General features: G+C 51.7%; 15 protein-coding genes. 3 read left to right on the top strand and 12 right to left on the bottom strand.

Features of this window, described 5'->3' with window-relative positions:
• Positions 1–4: 4 nt before the first annotated feature.
• Genes LG201_RS12410 through LG201_RS12395 form a run of 4 tightly spaced genes read right to left on the bottom strand, consistent with a single transcriptional unit; the run spans position 5 to position 2,842 of the window.
• Positions 5–493: a pilus assembly protein PilP gene (locus tag LG201_RS12410; RefSeq protein WP_226772891.1), complete on the bottom strand. Its 489-nt coding sequence runs from the start codon at positions 491–493 to the stop codon at positions 5–7.
• A 59-nt stretch (positions 494–552) separates the two neighbouring features.
• On the bottom strand, positions 553–1,188 hold the full coding sequence (gene pilO, locus LG201_RS12405; RefSeq protein ID WP_226772517.1) for a type IV pilus inner membrane component PilO: 636 nt from the start codon (positions 1,186–1,188) through the stop codon (positions 553–555).
• On the bottom strand, positions 1,185–1,772 hold the full coding sequence (locus tag LG201_RS12400) for a PilN domain-containing protein (protein ID WP_226772516.1): 588 nt from the start codon (positions 1,770–1,772) through the stop codon (positions 1,185–1,187). The genes pilO and LG201_RS12400 overlap by 4 nt, the downstream gene beginning before the upstream one ends.
• Positions 1,772–2,842: a pilus assembly protein PilM gene (locus LG201_RS12395; RefSeq protein WP_226772515.1), complete on the bottom strand. Its 1,071-nt coding sequence runs from the start codon at positions 2,840–2,842 to the stop codon at positions 1,772–1,774. Before LG201_RS12395 ends, LG201_RS12400 begins: the two co-directional genes overlap by 1 nt.
• Before the next feature lie 160 nt (positions 2,843–3,002).
• Between LG201_RS12395 and LG201_RS12390 the strand changes: the two genes are divergently transcribed.
• Both LG201_RS12390 and LG201_RS12385 read left to right on the top strand, forming a co-directional pair.
• A complete protein-coding gene (locus LG201_RS12390; protein WP_226772514.1) occupies positions 3,003–5,372 on the top strand; it encodes a penicillin-binding protein 1A in 2,370 nt (789 codons plus the stop codon).
• Between the two features lie 28 nt (positions 5,373–5,400).
• The gene (locus LG201_RS12385) at positions 5,401–6,060 is read left to right on the top strand and encodes a hypothetical protein (protein WP_226772513.1); all 660 of its coding nucleotides are present in this window, start codon (positions 5,401–5,403) and stop codon (positions 6,058–6,060) included.
• A 2-nt stretch (positions 6,061–6,062) separates the two neighbouring features.
• On the opposite strand, the gene hemB is transcribed toward LG201_RS12385, so the two are convergent.
• From hemB to rpe, 8 genes are all read right to left on the bottom strand, one after another.
• Positions 6,063–7,070: a porphobilinogen synthase gene (gene hemB, locus LG201_RS12380; protein WP_226772512.1), complete on the bottom strand. Its 1,008-nt coding sequence runs from the start codon at positions 7,068–7,070 to the stop codon at positions 6,063–6,065.
• Between the two features lie 9 nt (positions 7,071–7,079).
• Complete coding sequence (gene trpC / locus LG201_RS12375) at positions 7,080–7,868, bottom strand: indole-3-glycerol phosphate synthase TrpC (protein ID WP_226772511.1); 789 nt, start codon at positions 7,866–7,868, stop codon at positions 7,080–7,082.
• Positions 7,869–7,912: 44 nt separating this feature from the next.
• The gene (locus LG201_RS12370; RefSeq protein WP_226772510.1) at positions 7,913–8,371 is read right to left on the bottom strand and encodes a DUF3465 domain-containing protein; all 459 of its coding nucleotides are present in this window, start codon (positions 8,369–8,371) and stop codon (positions 7,913–7,915) included.
• Entirely contained in the window at positions 8,368–9,393 is a 1,026-nt protein-coding gene (gene trpD / locus LG201_RS12365) for an anthranilate phosphoribosyltransferase (RefSeq protein ID WP_226772509.1), read from the bottom strand. The genes LG201_RS12370 and trpD overlap by 4 nt, the downstream gene beginning before the upstream one ends.
• On the bottom strand, positions 9,393–9,959 hold the full coding sequence (locus LG201_RS12360) for an aminodeoxychorismate/anthranilate synthase component II (RefSeq protein ID WP_226772508.1): 567 nt from the start codon (positions 9,957–9,959) through the stop codon (positions 9,393–9,395). Before LG201_RS12360 ends, trpD begins: the two co-directional genes overlap by 1 nt.
• 26 nt (positions 9,960–9,985) lie before the next feature.
• Positions 9,986–12,625: a bifunctional diguanylate cyclase/phosphodiesterase gene (locus LG201_RS12355; protein ID WP_226772507.1), complete on the bottom strand. Its 2,640-nt coding sequence runs from the start codon at positions 12,623–12,625 to the stop codon at positions 9,986–9,988.
• 2 nt (positions 12,626–12,627) lie between these two features.
• Positions 12,628–14,115 carry an anthranilate synthase component I gene (trpE, locus tag LG201_RS12350; protein ID WP_226772506.1) on the bottom strand — a complete coding sequence of 496 codons (1,488 nt, stop codon included), beginning with the start codon at positions 14,113–14,115 and terminating at the stop codon, positions 12,628–12,630.
• Positions 14,116–14,239: 124 nt separating this feature from the next.
• On the bottom strand, positions 14,240–14,938 hold the full coding sequence (gene rpe, locus LG201_RS12345; protein WP_226772505.1) for a ribulose-phosphate 3-epimerase: 699 nt from the start codon (positions 14,936–14,938) through the stop codon (positions 14,240–14,242).
• 256 nt (positions 14,939–15,194) lie between these two features.
• Between rpe and hemA the strand changes: the two genes are divergently transcribed.
• On the top strand, positions 15,195–16,439 hold the full coding sequence (gene hemA / locus LG201_RS12340; protein ID WP_226772504.1) for a glutamyl-tRNA reductase: 1,245 nt from the start codon (positions 15,195–15,197) through the stop codon (positions 16,437–16,439).
• Positions 16,440–16,445: the final 6 nt, after the last annotated feature.

The raw sequence follows: 16,445 nt of genomic DNA, 5'->3' as shown, positions 1-16,445 counted from the left end.
ACCCTTATTCCTGCAACTCAATGCTGGAAGTACGCTCTGTCCAGTCACCACTTAATTCATCCTGAATGATTTCCTTCAGCGTCACGCCACCTTCGGTGATGTCTGTAACTACGCCGAAATTCTGCCCCATATACCCGCCAATTTTGACCTGCTGTACCGTATTTTCTGGCGTCTGGATCAAGGCATACTTCAACTTCTCCTTTGACAAGGAACCTACAAACTTGAGACTTTCAAGCGGAAAACCTTCTAAGGGCTCGCGCGGCCGATTGATATTGGGCTGCAAGTTGCTACTACGATTCGTCGCTGCTTTTCTTGCCTTGAATGGATCATTCAGCAGGCCATCTTCGTTATAGACCGCTGAAGAATAAGGTTGCACCTCAGGTAAGGGCTCAATGCGCACATTCATCTCCTTGCCAGCTTCCTGAATAAAATGATCCAGATCATCTCCCTGACCATCGCCGCAAGCAGTCAATAACAAGCACACTATCAACATCCCATATCTTGCTTGCGCAAGCACCTGGGTATTCCCTATCAGCTTAAATCCGGCCAGTATCATTTTTTGGCCTCTTTTTTCTCTGCCTGTTTCTTGCTTGCAATTTCATTGGCATCCAGATAACGATAGGTTTTCGCTACCGCCTCGATCACCAGTCGACCATCTTTACTATCCTTGGCTGGGGCATTAATCACAATATCATTGAGGGTCACAATACGTGGCAACCTGGCAATATCCGTCGCAAAGGCTCCCAGATCATGATAAGAACCGGTGACCTTGATAGAGATCGGCATTTCCGCATAGAAGTCGGCAATGACTTCATGCCCAGGCTTGAATAACTCAAACTCCAAGCCTTGCTCTAGGCCTGCCTGATTGATATCTGTCAGCAAGCCATCCATTTGCGAACGATCCGGCAATTGCTTAACAAGCGCACCGAACGTACGCTCAATTTCCACCATCTGCTGTTTATAACCCTCAAGATTAATCGCCTGCCTTTTCTTGGCTAAGAATGTCCCACGCAACTCCACTTCCTTGGCTTTCGCCTGATCCAGTTCATCAAGTGACGGGCTCCAGAAGAACCAGTAGCCTCCAATCACCAGCACCAGCAACAAAATCCCCAGCAATAACGCTTTGACTGGTAACGGCAGACTGCCCGTATTATTGAGGTCAATATTATTTAACTCTTGCAGGTTCATGCTGGCCTGCCTTTCGTGGCAGGGGCTTCATCTTCAAGCGATTTAGGGGCCTTCAACTGTACCGTCAATGTAAAATTATTTTGCTTGAGTCCATTTAGTGCAGTTGACTTGATCTCGACCAAGCTGGGTGTTTCCAGCCATGCAGATCCTGAAAGATTGCGCACCAAAGTAGCAACCCGGGCATTGGTATCTGCCACGCCTTCCAGCGTAATGATTCTACCTTGTTGTTTAACCGCCCGCAGATACATGCCTTCTGGCATTTGCCGGCTCACCTCATCCAGCAGCATCACGGCCTGGCTGCGGTTTAACTGCAGATTCTCAACCACCTGCTTGCGCTCAAGTACGTTGCGTATCTGGCTTTTGAGTTCCTTGATTTCCTCGATCTGCTTGTCGAGGTTTGCACTAGCTGCCTCCAGGCGGGCATTGCGGTTCACCTGCTCGTCAAGCTTGCTACCGATAATGGTAATGCCCATAAAGACAATCGCGACGCCAGCCACGGCTGTCACTGCGAGCATCAAATTAAACTGGCGCTGCCGCTCTGCACGCTTGATCTGGCGATGCGGTAACAGGTTAATGCGGACCATTAATCAAACCTCCTCAATGCCAATCCGCAGGCATTCATCAATGCGGGCGCATCCAGCGCTACCTGTTGTTGCTTCAGCCTGGGATTAATCGACATATGATTGAAGGGGTTGGCCACGACGGTATTGACCTGGGTCTTTTCCTGAATCGCAGCGGCAACGCCAGGAATGGCAGCACAGCCACCAGCCAGTAAAATCTGGTCAACCTTGTTGTACTGGGTGGAGTTGGTAAAAAACTGTAGTCCTCGTGCCACTTCTTGCGCCAGGGACTGGACAAAAGGTTGCAATACTTCTGCCTCATAACTATCCGGCAAGCCGCCATTACGTTTGGCCAACTCTGCCTCTTCAGGTGAAATACCGAAACGACGCTGGATTTCCAGTGACAGCTGATAGCCACCAAACGCCTGCTCACGGCTATGGACTGCCTGATTGTCATGCAATACATGAACGTGCATGATCAAGGCACCCACGTCCACCACCATGACCGTTTGTTCTTTGCCCGCCTTGGGTAAAGCACTGGCAGCAAGCTCATACGCGGCTTCAGTGGCATAGGTTTCCACATCAACAATCACTACCTTGAGACCAGCGCCTTCAGCAGCGGCAACCCTGTCTTCAATTTTTTCTTTACGCGCAGCCGCAATCAGGACTTCAACTTCATTGGGATTATTCGCAGCAGGCCCTAGCTCCTGAAAGTCGATATTCACTTCATCCAGGGAAAAGGGAATGTACTGATTGGCTTCCGCTTCAACCTGGAACTCCATATCCTCTTCACGCAGACCTGCCTGCATCAGCACTTTTTTGCTAATCACGGCCGCAGCTGGCAAAGCGACTGCCACCCGCCGCTCACGTGTCGCCAGCAACTTCCACGCGCGCTTGACTGCATCTGCCACCAGATCCAGCCCCACAATATTGCCATCGACAACAGCATCCTTGGCAATCGGCGCGATAGCATAACCCTGCAGGTGATAAGCCCCTTTGCTCCCCTGCGCCAGTTCGACCATCTTGACCGACGTGGAACTGATATCCACACCAATCAGAGGCGTTGCGCGCTCTGTAAAAAAGTCGAATTTCAAACGAAATTCCCTTTCTATTGCGGTTAGTTACAAACGTTTTTAATAATTTACTTTAGATGCTAACAACAACTATAAATGGAGTAAAGCAGATTATTGTTTTTAAATTAGCGGCAATGCCACTTATAATAACGACGTCTGTTTCCAATACTGAACCCTATCAATGCTCCCTAAAAAATGGTGGCAGTTCCTGATCCTGACCGGCCTGATCCTGGGATTGGTGGCAACTGCACTGGTTGGCCTCGCTGCCACGCTGATTTATCCTGAACTTCCCTCACTAGAAGCCCTCACTGACTACAAGCCCAAAGTCCCCATGCGGGTCTACTCCGAAGAAGGTCAGTTGATCGGTGAGTTCGGCGAAGAACGTCGCGCATTCATCAGCATTGATGCTGTCCCTAAAAAACTAAAAGAAGCCATTCTTGCCGCTGAAGATGAGCGTTTCTACAAGCATGGCGGGGTCGACACCCTGGGCATACTGAGAGCCGCAATCTCCAACGTAACGTCTGGCAGCTTCAAGGAAGGCGCAAGCACCATCACCATGCAGGTTGCGCGTAACTTCTTCCTGTCGAGCGAGAAAACCGCCACACGAAAACTGAGCGAAGCGCTGTTATCCATCAAGATTGAGCACAGCCTGACCAAGGATCAGATTCTTGAGCTGTATATCAACCAGATTTATCTGGGCCAGCGCTCCTACGGCTTTGCCGCTGCCTCGCAAGTCTATTATGGCAAGCCTTTAGATCAGCTAAGTGTGGCCGAAGTAGCCATGCTGGCAGGCTTACCTAAAGCTCCTTCGCGTTACAATCCATTTGCCAATCCAAAACGAGCCGAGGCGCGCCAGCATTATGTATTGCGTCGCATGAAGGACTTGCACTTTATTGAAGACAAGCAATACCAAGCCGCACTTGAAGAACCTCATCGCTTCCGCAAGTCACGCAAAATGCGTGACCTATCCGCAGATTACGTGGCGGAAATCGTACGTCAGGCGATGTACGAACGGTACAAAGATGATATCTACAGTAGCGGTCTCAAAATCTATACCACTATCCGCAAAAGCAACCAGGAAGCCGCCAATCGCGCCGTCCTGCAAGGCATTATCGATTACGACAGACGCCATGGTTATCGTGGGCCTGAAAAACTGGTCAAGCCAGGTAATGTCCCCGCCAATGGCAGTAGCTGGCTGGATAGTGCGCTGGATGACATTGAAGAATTCCAGGGCATGATGCCCGCGGTTGTTACTCAAGCCAGTGCAAAAACTGTCAGCGTTTATGCCAAAAATGGCATCAATCTTGATATCAGCGGAGAGGGATTGGCGCTGGTACAAAAGCTGCTGTCCGAGAAAGATCCGGCAAAACGCAGCATCAAGCCAGGTGCCGTGGTCCGCATCATGCGCCAGGGAGAAAACTGGCATATCGTGCAACTGCCCCAGGTGGAATCAGGCCTGGTATCGATTGATCCTGAAAATGGTGCCGTGCGTGCATTGGTTGGCGGGTTTGACTTCAACCGCAACAAATTCAACCATGTAACCCAGGCGTGGCGACAACCAGGCTCAAGTTTCAAGCCGTTTATTTACTCAGCCTCTCTGGAAAAAGGCTTTACGCCAGCCAGCATGATAGAGGACGAACCTATCTCGATTTCTGCACGGGAAACCGGCAGTGGCTCCGCGTGGGAGCCCAAGAATTATGACCGCAAGTACGATGGTCCAATGCGCATGCGCACCGCCCTGACCAAATCCAAGAACATGGTCTCCATCCGCATTCTGGAAGGCATAGGCGTCAACTACGCGCAGGATTACATCACCCGCTTCGGATTTTCACCCAAGGATCACCCGCCCTATCTGGCAATGGCGCTGGGCTCTGGCTCTGTGACTGCATGGCAAATGGCGGGGGCCTACTCTGTATTGGCCAATGGCGGCTATCGGGTCAAGCCTTACATTATTGCCAAAATTGTTGACAGTCGCGGCAATGTATTAGAACAGTCCAAGCCTCAACTAGCGGGCAAGGATGCGCCTCGAGTGATTGATGGCCGTAATGCCTTCATCATGACCTCCATGCTGCAGGATGTAGTGCGCATAGGGACTGCCACTCGCGCCCGGCAACTTGGCCGCTCCGATCTTGCAGGCAAAACCGGTACCACCAACAATCAGATTGATGCCTGGTTTGCAGGCTACAACCCCAAACAAGTAGCGATTGTCTGGATAGGCTTCGACAAACCGAAGTCACTGGGTAGCGTAGAAACCGGCGGCAAGGCAGCCCTGCCGATCTGGATAGACTATATGAGCTCCGCACTGCGCGGCATCCCGGATGTTCCACTTGAGGTTCCAACGGGTGTGACACCTATACTGATAGACCCGGCCACTGGCATGCGTGCTACCGGTGAACACAGCATGATCGAATATTTCTATCATGAATTCCCACCACCAGAGGTGGAAGAACCAGCTTCCCTGATCCCGGGATTCCCTATTCCAGGACATGGTCAGCCTGCCCCCACAGAGAGACAGGACAATACGCCGCCACGGGCCGACCAGCTGTTCTAACTATTTTAATATTGAAGCCGCTTGCATCATGGCAAAAGAAAATAGCAATCGACAATCCCATTTGCGCCAGCTGATTGCACAGCAGGCTGCGCGCATGATGGCGGAAGAAGGTATTTCAGACTATGCCTATGCCAAGCGCAAGGCCGGACGCCAGCTGGGCGTGACCGATACCCACTGCATGCCTACCAATAGTGAGATTGAGGAGGAAATCCGGCTATATCACGAGATATACAGTAGTGAAGAACAGCCTGAAGCCTTGCTGCAATTACGCAAGGATGCCCTGGTGGTCATGCAGTTATTGCAGCGCTTCAATCCTCACCTGACGGGATCAGTCTTGGATGGCACGGCGGGAAAATATGCTGAAACGCATATTCACCTGTTTGCAGATAGCCTGAAAGAGGTCGAGATTTATCTGCTCAATCAGCAAATCCCGTATGAAACCAACGAGAAATCCTATCGGGTCAGTGACAGGCGCAACACGGATAGAAAGAAAGTGCCGGTATTTTCGCTCGATGGCCCCAACGGTATAATCCGACTCAGCGTGTTCGAGATTGATGATATGCGTACCCCGACCAAAAGCCCGGTCAACGGTAGCAATGCGAGCAAAGCCAATATTGATGCACTACAAAACCTGATCAAGCAATCAGGCATAGATCAAGCGCCGACAATCTCATCACAAGGCGAGTAGTACTAGCTACTCTTCAACCAGCGTGCGATATCCATCGCATAGTAGGTCAGGATGCCATCTGCACCCGCACGCTTGAATCCCAGCATGGCCTCCATGACGACAGCCGGCTCATCAAGCCAGCCATTGAGCACAGCGGCTTTCAGCATGGCATATTCACCACTGACATGATAAGCATAAGTCGGCACGCCAAACTCCTGCTTCACACGCCTGACAATATCAAGATAAGGCATGCCTGGCTTCACCATGACCATATCGGCACCCTGCTCCAGATCCAGCGCGACCTCTCGAATCGCTTCATCGCTATTAGCCGGATCCATCTGGTAATTGTATTTATTGCTCTTACCCAGATTGGCCGAGGAGCCGACAGCATCGCGGAAAGGCCCGTAAAAAGCCGACGCGTATTTAGCTGAGTAAGCCAGAATGCGTGTGTAGATATGTCCTGCTTCTTCTAGCGCATCCCGTATCGCGCCTATGCGCCCATCCATCATGTCCGAGGGCGCCACAACATCTGCGCCGGCATCGGCATGACATAATGCCTGTTTCACCAGTATGGCTACAGTTTCATCATTCAGCACATAGCCGGTTTCATCAATCACGCCATCCTGGCCATGCGTGGTATACGGATCCAGGGCCACATCAGTAATAACGCCCAATTCAGGAAATGCCGCCTTTAGCGCGCGTACGGCACGCGGCACCAAGCCTTGTGGATTCCAAGCCTCACTGGCGTCAAGACTTTTGTATTGCTGATCCACCACAGGGAACAAAGCCAATGCCGGAATCCCCAACTCGACGCACTCACCTGCAGTTTCCAGCAAGTTATCTATGCTTTGCCTTTGCACCCCGGGCATAGAAGCAACATCCTCAATCCGGCTTTCTCCTTCAAGAACAAATACCGGATAGATCAAGTCGTTACTTGTCAGTACATGCTCGCGCATCAAGCGACGCGAGAATTCATCGCGCCTCATCCGGCGCGGGCGGGTAGCAAGAAATTGTCGATTGTGGTCCGTCATGAATCTTCCTTATGCAAATACTTTTGCCAGCTCGGCGCCTGGGTCAGGTTGACGCATGAATGCTTCCCCAACCAGGAAAGTATGCACATCATGGCTGCGCATCAGTGCAACATCTTCCTGCGTAAAAATACCGGATTCAGTGACGATGGTTTTAGTCTGTGGGATACGCGCCAGCAGATCCAAGGTGGTATCCAGCGTCACTTCAAACGTGCGCAGGTTACGGTTATTGATGCCCAGCAAGTCCGTTTCCAGCTGTAGCGCAACATCCAGCTCTTCCCCATTATGCACTTCCACCAGCACGTTCATTCCAAGCTCATGAGCAATACTTTCCAGCTCACGCATGCGGGATAAATCAATGGCGGCTGCGATCAACAAGATGCAATCTGCGCCCATGGCACGCGCCTCAAACACCTGATAGGGATCTATCATAAAATCTTTGCGCAATATGGGAATATCACAGGCAGCCCGTGCCTGTTTCAAATAATCCGCGTTACCCTGGAAAAACTGCTCATCGGTCAATACAGACAAGCAGGCTGCCCCATGCTGGGCATAACTGGCAGCAATCGCTGCCGGCTGGAAGTCTTCGCGAATAACTCCTTTGGAAGGGCTCGCTTTCTTGATTTCAGCAATCACCGCAGATCGACCTGCAGCAATCTTGCGGCGTATGGCCTCAAGAAAAGGGCGTGGCGCAGCATGCTGTGCAATCTCATCCTGCAATTGCGCCAGTGATCGCTTTGCCTTGGCAGCACTCACCTCGGCCTGTTTGACATCAAGTATCTTGTTGAGAATATCGGACATGGTTCTGTTGATGATCCTGATTGATTAAAGCCAGCGGCTTATAACTATTGATAAACCCGCCCATTGTGACGCAACCAACCGCCCGTATGGCGGCCTTGGGGGTCGTGATGGGTCCAGTGAATGACACCGCCTTTGTGGCCCCATTCATATACCCCATAAAAATCGACTTCATCGCCCAGTTTGATCTCCGGGATACGTGGTGCCAGATCAATATTATGGGCGACCAGCAAGGTCATATCGTTATTCAGTTTTAGAATAAACCGCTGGTGGCGTGCGCCTTCCTCATCGTCAGGCAACACCTTGGCGACCAGGCCTCTGGATTGTACTTGCACACCACCCTCATGCTGTTCAAATGCCTGCTTGATACGTGCATCTGCCGCCGAGGACTGTTCCAGCGCAATGACATGCTCGCCCGCAGGCAATGCGGATGCCGTGTCCGGCTGACTGAAATGATAGACGGTATAAAACAGCGCTATCGCAATGATCAAGAGCAAACGCATCATAGCTGCTGGCTCAGTACTTTCAATCGTTCCAGCTTTGCCGCCGCCGCACCAGAATCCAATGACTCTGCCGCTTTATGGATGCCTGTCTGGATATCTGGAGCAAGCCCAGACACATAGATGGCCGCACCAGCGTTCAGCAAGACAATATCCCGTGCCGGACCCTTTGCCCCAGCAAACACACTGAGAATGATTTCGCTGGATTCCTGTGCATTTTCTACATGAATACTATCAATATCATGCAGAGGCATATCAAACTGCTTGGGGTTCAATACAAACTCTCGCACTTCCCCATCCTTGAGCTCAGCAACATAGGTATCCGCCGCAAAGGAAATCTCGTCCATCTCGTCCGCGCTATGGACCACCATCACATGCTGGCTTCCCAGCTGCCTCAGGGTCAATGCCAGCAAAGGCACCAGGTCGCGGTGAAACACACCCATAACCTGCCGCCTGGCGCCAGCAGGGTTGGTCAAAGGCCCCAGTAGATTGAACAGGGTCCGCACCCCGAGCTCACGTCGCACGGGAGCAGCATACTTCATCGCGCTATGGTGATTGGGGGCAAACATAAAACCAATACCAGCCTGGTTTACACATTGCGCAACTTGTTCAGGACTCAGCCCTATATTCACACCCAAGGCTTCAAGCACATCCGCAGAACCGGTTTGGGATGAAGCGGCGCGGCCACCATGCTTAGCAATGGTGGCCCCAGCGCCAGCTGCGACAAAAGCCGATGCAGTGGACACATTAAAGGCCTTATTGGCAGCGCCCCCTGTCCCACAGGTATCTATCAGGTGCAGATCATCAGCGACCACCACTTTCGCTGAAAGCTCACGCATGACATGAGCTGCTGCCGCAATCTCAGTCACGGTTTCGCCCTTCACGCGAAAACCGGCCAGAACCCCGGCGATCTGCACTGGTGTGAAAGCGCCTGCCATAATCTGCTGCATCACATCCAGCATTTCCTCATGCGAAAAATCAACGTGATCTATCAATTTCTGCAAAGCAATTTTCGGCGTGATACTCATCAATACGCCTTCAGGAAATTATTCAGCAGTTCATGTCCATATTGCGTCAATATGGATTCAGGATGAAATTGCACCCCTTCGATCGGCAATGTCTTGTGACGCACGCCCATAATTTCACCGTCCTCAGTCCAGGCGGTAATTTCAAGACAGTCTGGTATGGTTTCACGCTCTATCACCAGCGAGTGATACCGTGTAGCGGTATAAGGGTTGGGCAGATCCCTGAAAACACCAATATTGGCATGATGGATCTGTGAGGTCTTACCGTGCATCAATTGCTTGGCATGGATAATATTGCCGCCAAATGCCTGGCCTATGCTTTGATGGCCGAGGCAGACTCCCAGAATAGGAATCTTGCCGGCAAACTCATGAATCAAGGGAACCGAGATGCCGGCTTCATTCGGTGTACATGGCCCAGGGGAAATCACAATATGGCACGGATTCAGTGCAGCGACCTGCTCCAGGCTGATTTCATCATTGCGGTATACCTGTACCTCTTGCCCCAACTCTCCCAGATATTGCACAAGGTTGTAGGTAAAAGAGTCATAGTTATCGAGCATTAACAGCATGTTCTGCTTCCTTCGTCATCGCGCATCTAAGCCAACCCGTCATTTTGGCTGGAATTTTTTATAAACAAAAGCCCATTAGCTTCCAACACCCGCTCAAATTCATGCATATGCAAGGGCTGGGAAAACAGATAGCCCTGGAAATAGCGGCAGCCATATTGCTCCAGCAGTTCAACCTGCGCTTCAGTTTCCACACCTTCTGCAATCACATTCAGACCCAGGGTATTACTCATGGCGATAATCGCCTGCACAATCGCAGCATCACTCTGATCTTCTGCGATGTCCCGGACAAATGACCGGTCAATTTTAACTTGCGACAAAGGCAATCGCTTGAGATAAGCCAGGGAGGAATACCCGGTGCCAAAATCATCCATGGCAAAGCGCACGCCTGTCGTACGTAATGCATTCATTTTCTCAATGGCATCGGCAATATTATCCAGCACCACGCTTTCGGTCAGCTCAAGCTTGAGCAGTGAGGGGTTAGCCCCCGTGGTTTCCAGAATCTTCAATACATCATCAACAAAATCTGCATGACGGAACTGCCTGGCACTGACATTCACGGCCAGTTGCAAACTGTTCAGACCTGGCCGCGTTTCCCACAGCTTTAGTTGCTGGCAGGCACTGTAAAGCACCCAGCGCCCGATGGAAACAATCAAGCCGCTATCCTCGGCAATGCCGACAAACTCATTGGGTGGCAACAAGCCATGCTCAGGATGTTGCCAGCGTAACAACACTTCCGCACCGAAAGCACGACGGTTGGAATCCACCTGCACCTGGCAATACATCCGCAGTTGGTTCTGTACCAGCGCAAGCCTTAACTGCAGTTCCAGATCAACGCGTTTTTCCAGTGCCGCCTGCATGGCAGGATCAAAAAACCTCAAGGTATTACGTCCACCCGCCTTGGCCTGATACATGGCAGTATCAGAGCGTTTGAGCAATTCTTCCATACTGACAAAATTGCCAGTAAACAGCGCAATGCCCATGCTGGATGAATTATGGTGTTCGATTTCGCCCAAGAGATAAGGCTGATTGACCGTATCCAGTATTTTCTGCGCTATCTGCCTGGTCTGTACCAGCGCATGTTCCATATCCGCACTGAGATCCTCAAGAATGATCACAAACTCGTCGCCCCCCAGGCGGGCTACCGTATCCTCAGCACGCACACATTCACGCAAACGTTTGGCCACCTCAATCAGCAGCAAATCGCCGACATCATGACCACGTGAATCATTCAAGGCTTTGAAATCATCCAGGTCAATAAACATGACCGCACCATGCTTGTATTGCCGCACGCTGGCGGCAATCGCTTGCTGCAAGCGATCCACCAGCAAGCGCCGGTTGGGCAGGCCAGTGAGCACGTCAAAAAAGGCCAGATTACGAATTTCCTGTTCAACCTTCCTGCGCTCAGTGAGATCACGGAAGAAACCGGTAATCAGCGGCACGCCTTTATCCAGTAATGAAGTGATAGTCAGCTCGACGGGAAACTCCGTGCCATCTGCCCGCATCGCCATGAGTTCAAGACGGCGATCAAACATGGTGGCCTGGTTGGTATCCATAAAATGCTGATGCCCTTTTAAGTGGGCAGCGCGCAACGAGGGCGGAATAATTTTATCCACCATGGGCTGGCCAATCACATCGGCTCGACTATAGCCAAACATACGCTCGGCAGCCTGGTTAAACTCAACCAGATTTCCTTTTTCATCAATACTGACAATCCCGTCCTGTGCATTGTCTACTACCGCCCGCAGCTTGGTTTCACTGCTGCGCAGTGCCCTATCTGTAGTTTCACGGGACGACTGCAATGCCGTAATCAGCAGCACGACCATGGACAAGGTACTGGTAAACACCCATAGCGCCCATGCGGGCTGGTAACCAAGCTCCCATTCATCACTTGGCTCAATATTCACCATGGAGAACATGGCAATCAAGGACAACACCAGCACAATAAAGGAGGCACCCGTCACGCCTGTACGCATGGCAACCAGCACCACAAAAGGGATAGCCAGAAATGCCAGCACCATGTATTGATCTGCATAATCAATGACATATCGAAAAACCAACGATTCCAGCACAAACACTACCAGGGCTAATCCGACATAACGCTTGCGCTGCTTCCACAGCACCTTCACTTCATCCCATGAAATATTGAGCAAAAGCGGCAAGAGCACTAGCACACCCACCACGTGGGCTGTCCACCATAAGAACAGGGAGTTCAAAAACAGAGCGGCATCCAGCATACCGGCATAGCGCATGGCTAGTGCAGCAGCCACGGCTGAAACCAGCATGCCGCTGGCAGCCGCGAGGACCATCAGAGGAATATCACGTATTCTGTTCAAAGAAGTGTGGAAAAAGGTACGGCGCAGTATCGACGTCGTCAGCACAGCCGCCAGCGTATCGGCAGCAGCCACAAAGAATGCCAGCGCCAGGCTATCATTGCCATGCAAAGGATAAAGATAGGTCAAACTATCGAGAAAGGCGCCTGCATAAATCGCAGGCCAGTAGCGCATGCCCCAGCGTACCAGGGCGGCAACCGCAATGCCCGCAGGTAACCAGACCAACACCACATGAGATACGAGGAATGGCAAGCATTGACTGACTCTGCCAATGGCAAAGTAGGCAAGTGCAAGAATAATAAGCCGACTTAACTGCCGGCTTGTCTCTATGGTCATGCTCAACCCTCGCTGTTATCGAGCCCTGATTGCACCATTTCAGCAGCACGCAATACCGCTCGCGCCTTGTTTTGAGTTTCTATCCATTCATTTTCAGGCACAGAGTCAGCCACAATACCTGCCCCAGCCTGTGAATAGAGCATACCATCCTTGATCACACCGGTACGGATAGCAATGGCCAGGTCCATATCCCCATTAAAACCGAGATAACCCACCGCACCACCGTAGATGCCGCGCTTGCTCGGTTCCAGCTCATCGATGATCTCCATCGCACGCACTTTGGGGGCCCCGCTCAAGGTACCCGCAGGGAAGGTTGCCTTCAGCACATCAATCGCACTCATGCCTGGCTTAAGCTTGCCTTCGACATTAGACACAATGTGCATGACGTGAGAGTAGCGCTCTATCAGCATATTATCGGTGACACGCACACTGCCAACCTCAGCCACACGGCCCACATCATTACGCCCTAGATCCATCAACTGCACATGCTCCGCGATTTCCTTGGGATCAGCGAGCAACTCTTCCGCCAGGGCGATGTCCTCTTCACGCGTCTTGCCGCGATGACGGGTACCGGCTATGGGACGGGAAGTGACAATATCATCCTCGAGTCGCACCAGAATCTCTGGTGAAGCCCCCACCACGTGGTGATCGCCCATGTCGTAATAAAACATATAGGGTGAGGGATTCAGGCTACGCAATGCACGATACAACGAAAGTGGTGGCGCACTGAAAGGCTGGGCCATGCGCTGTGACAGCACTACCTGCATGATATCGCCATCAAAAATATACTGCTTGGACTGTGCCACCGCCTGTTTGAAGCTGTCTTCACCAAATTCAGATCGCGCCTCAGTCGTATCCATGGCGGATGCTTCTGGAATCTGCACTGGCTGACGCAAGCGACGCACCAGCTCATGCAAGCGCGCAATGCCGTGCGCATAGGCCATGGATTGGGCAGGATCGGCATAGACGATGAAGTAAAGCTTGCCAGACAGATTATCCACCACTGCCAGCTCTTCCGAGACCATCAGCAGGATATCGGGCACCCCCAAGGCATCTGGCTTGACGGTGTGAGCCAGGCGACGCTCTATATAGCGTATGGTGTCATAGCCAAAATAACCCGCCAGACCACCGGTAAAACGTGGCAAGCCTTGATATGGCGGGATGCGGAAGCGGGCCTGATACTGCTGGATAAAATCCAGCGGATTGATATCTGCAACCGACTCGATAACCGCGTTATCTTGCAGTACCTTCAGTGTTCGACCATGGGCTTCGATACGCGTCTTGGCGGGCAGGCCTATGATGGAATAGCGACCAAAACGCTCACCGCCCTGCACCGACTCCAGCAAATAGGAGTAAGGCTGGTTAGCCAATTTCAGATAGAGCGAAAGAGGGGTATCAAGGTCGACAAAGGTTTCTACGACCAGTGGAATACGATTGAAACCCTCACTCGCGAGGGCATCAAACGCTTGTTGATTGATAGTGTGCAACATAAAAACTCCCGAATCCTGAATATAGACGATGACGCTGGCATTGACCTTGCCAGAAGGTGGCTAAATCAGCGCCACCATCGCCAGTTGCTCTGGGGGTTCAGGGTTCGGGGATTCATGTTAATGACTAGACCTTTGCCAATTCAGCACGCAATGCGCTGACGACAGTGTCGTAACGGTTAGGATCGGTGTCCTTGCCAGCGCCAAACAGGGCAGACCCTGCCACGAAAGTATCAGCACCCGCACGGGCAATATCCGCAATATTGGATGGATTAACACCACCGTCGACTTCCAGCCAGATTTCACGGCCAGTTTTCTCAGTGTAGGCATCGATACGGGCACGAGCTTCACGCAGCTTGTCCAGTGTGCCTGGAATGAATTTCTGACCGCCAAAACCCGGGTTGACCGACATCAGCAGGATCATGTCCACTTTGTCCATGACGTAATCCAGGTAGCTCAGTGGAGTCGCGGGATTGAACACCAGGCCTGATTTACAGCCATGCTCGCGTACCAGTGACAGACTGCGATCAATATGATCAGAAGCTTCTGGGTGGAAAGTGATGATGTTGGCGCCAGCCTTGGCAAAGTCAGGAATGATGCGATCGACAGGCTTCACCATCAAATGCACATCAATAATTGCATCAGTCACCGGGCGAATCGCCTCACAGACCAAAGGCCCAATCGTCAGGTTGGGAACATAATGGTTATCCATGACGTCAAAGTGAACAATATCAGCACCAGAAGTGATGACATCGGTAATTTCCTGGCCTAGTTTGGCAAAGTTGGCGGAAAGGATACTAGGTGCAATTCTGAATGGTTTAGCCATGATATGGGTCGTGTTAGCGTAAAAAATGAATATTTTAACCGAAAAAGCGGATAAAGCACTTTGTACAACAGGGATATGTGACAAAAATCCCTGATCAACATCGGATTTATATAGCGGCACCGCTCAGTTGGCAAGATTAAACCCCAAGCTTACGCTTTGGCGCAAACGGAGTATGATAGCGGCCTGCCATGCAGAATCAACGGCTTAATGACTTGAAATTGTTGCTTAAGTTGCCGCGATACAGGAAAATTGCAGGATGCATTTATTTACCGTCGGCGTGAATCACACGACCGCACCGATTTCCATACGTGAGAATGTCGCCTTCCAGAACGAGCATCTCGGCGATGCCTTGCGTGACCTCAACTCATTTGGCATCAATGAAGCCGCAATCCTCTCCACCTGCAATCGCACCGAACTTTACTGCAACACAGATAACCCACAAAAAGCCCTGGATTGGCTGGCGCATTACCACCAATTGCAACCACAGGCGATAGAGCCTTATATGTACACCCTGCCGCAGCAGGATGCGGTCAAACACGCTTTCCGCGTCGCTTCCGGCCTGGATTCCATGGTGCTGGGTGAAGCCCAGATCCTGGGACAGATGAAACAGGCAGTGCGGATTGCTGAAAATGCCGGCACCCTGGGAACGCTATTACACAAACTGTTCCAGCGCACCTTCTCAGTCGCAAAGGAAGTACGTACCAATACCAATATAGGTGCCAATTCAGTCTCTCTGGCTGCCGCTTCAACCCGCCTGGCACAGAGAATTTTCGGCGACCTGTCCTCCCAGCATGTGCTGTTTATCGGCGCGGGTGAAATGATAGAACTATGTGCCGAGTATTTTGCTGCACAGCGCCCCGCTTCGCTCACTGTCGCAAACCGCACACTGGAGCGCGGCGAGGATCTGGCTCTGAGAATAGGCGGCAACAGCATGTTGCTGGCGGATCTGCCTGATCGCCTGGCTGAATTCGATATTGTCATCACCTCTACCGCCAGTCAGTTGCCAATTGTGGGTCTGGGCATGGTGGAACGGGCGATCCGTATTCGCAAACACAAGCCCATGTTCATGGTCGACCTGGCTGTGCCTCGGGATATTGAGGCCGAAGCCAGCGAACTGGATGACGTTTTCCTCTACACCGTGGACGATCTTGCCCAGGTAGTACAGGAAGGCATGGAAAACCGCCAGGAAGCTGCTGCAGAGGCTGAAGCCATTATTGATATTCGCGTGGATAACTTTATGCACTGGCTGAAAACCCGTAGTGCGGTGCCCACTATCCGGGCATTACGCGACCAGGCTGAAAACTACCGCCTGACCGAGCTGGAAAAAGCACAAAAACTCCTCGCTCGCGGCGAAAATCCGGCACTGGTGATGGAGGCCCTCAGCAGCGCATTGACCAATAAACTACTGCACGGCCCCAGCCACGCACTGAACACTGCATCCGGTGAAGACAGGGATCAGCTTGAAGCCATGCTGCGCCAGCTCTACCAGATTCAACATTAACTCCCG

It is taken from the genome of Methylobacillus gramineus (genome assembly GCF_020532675.1).
Taxonomy (GTDB): domain Bacteria; phylum Pseudomonadota; class Gammaproteobacteria; order Burkholderiales; family Methylophilaceae; genus Methylobacillus; species Methylobacillus gramineus.
This window is presented reverse-complemented; position numbering and strand designations above follow the sequence as displayed.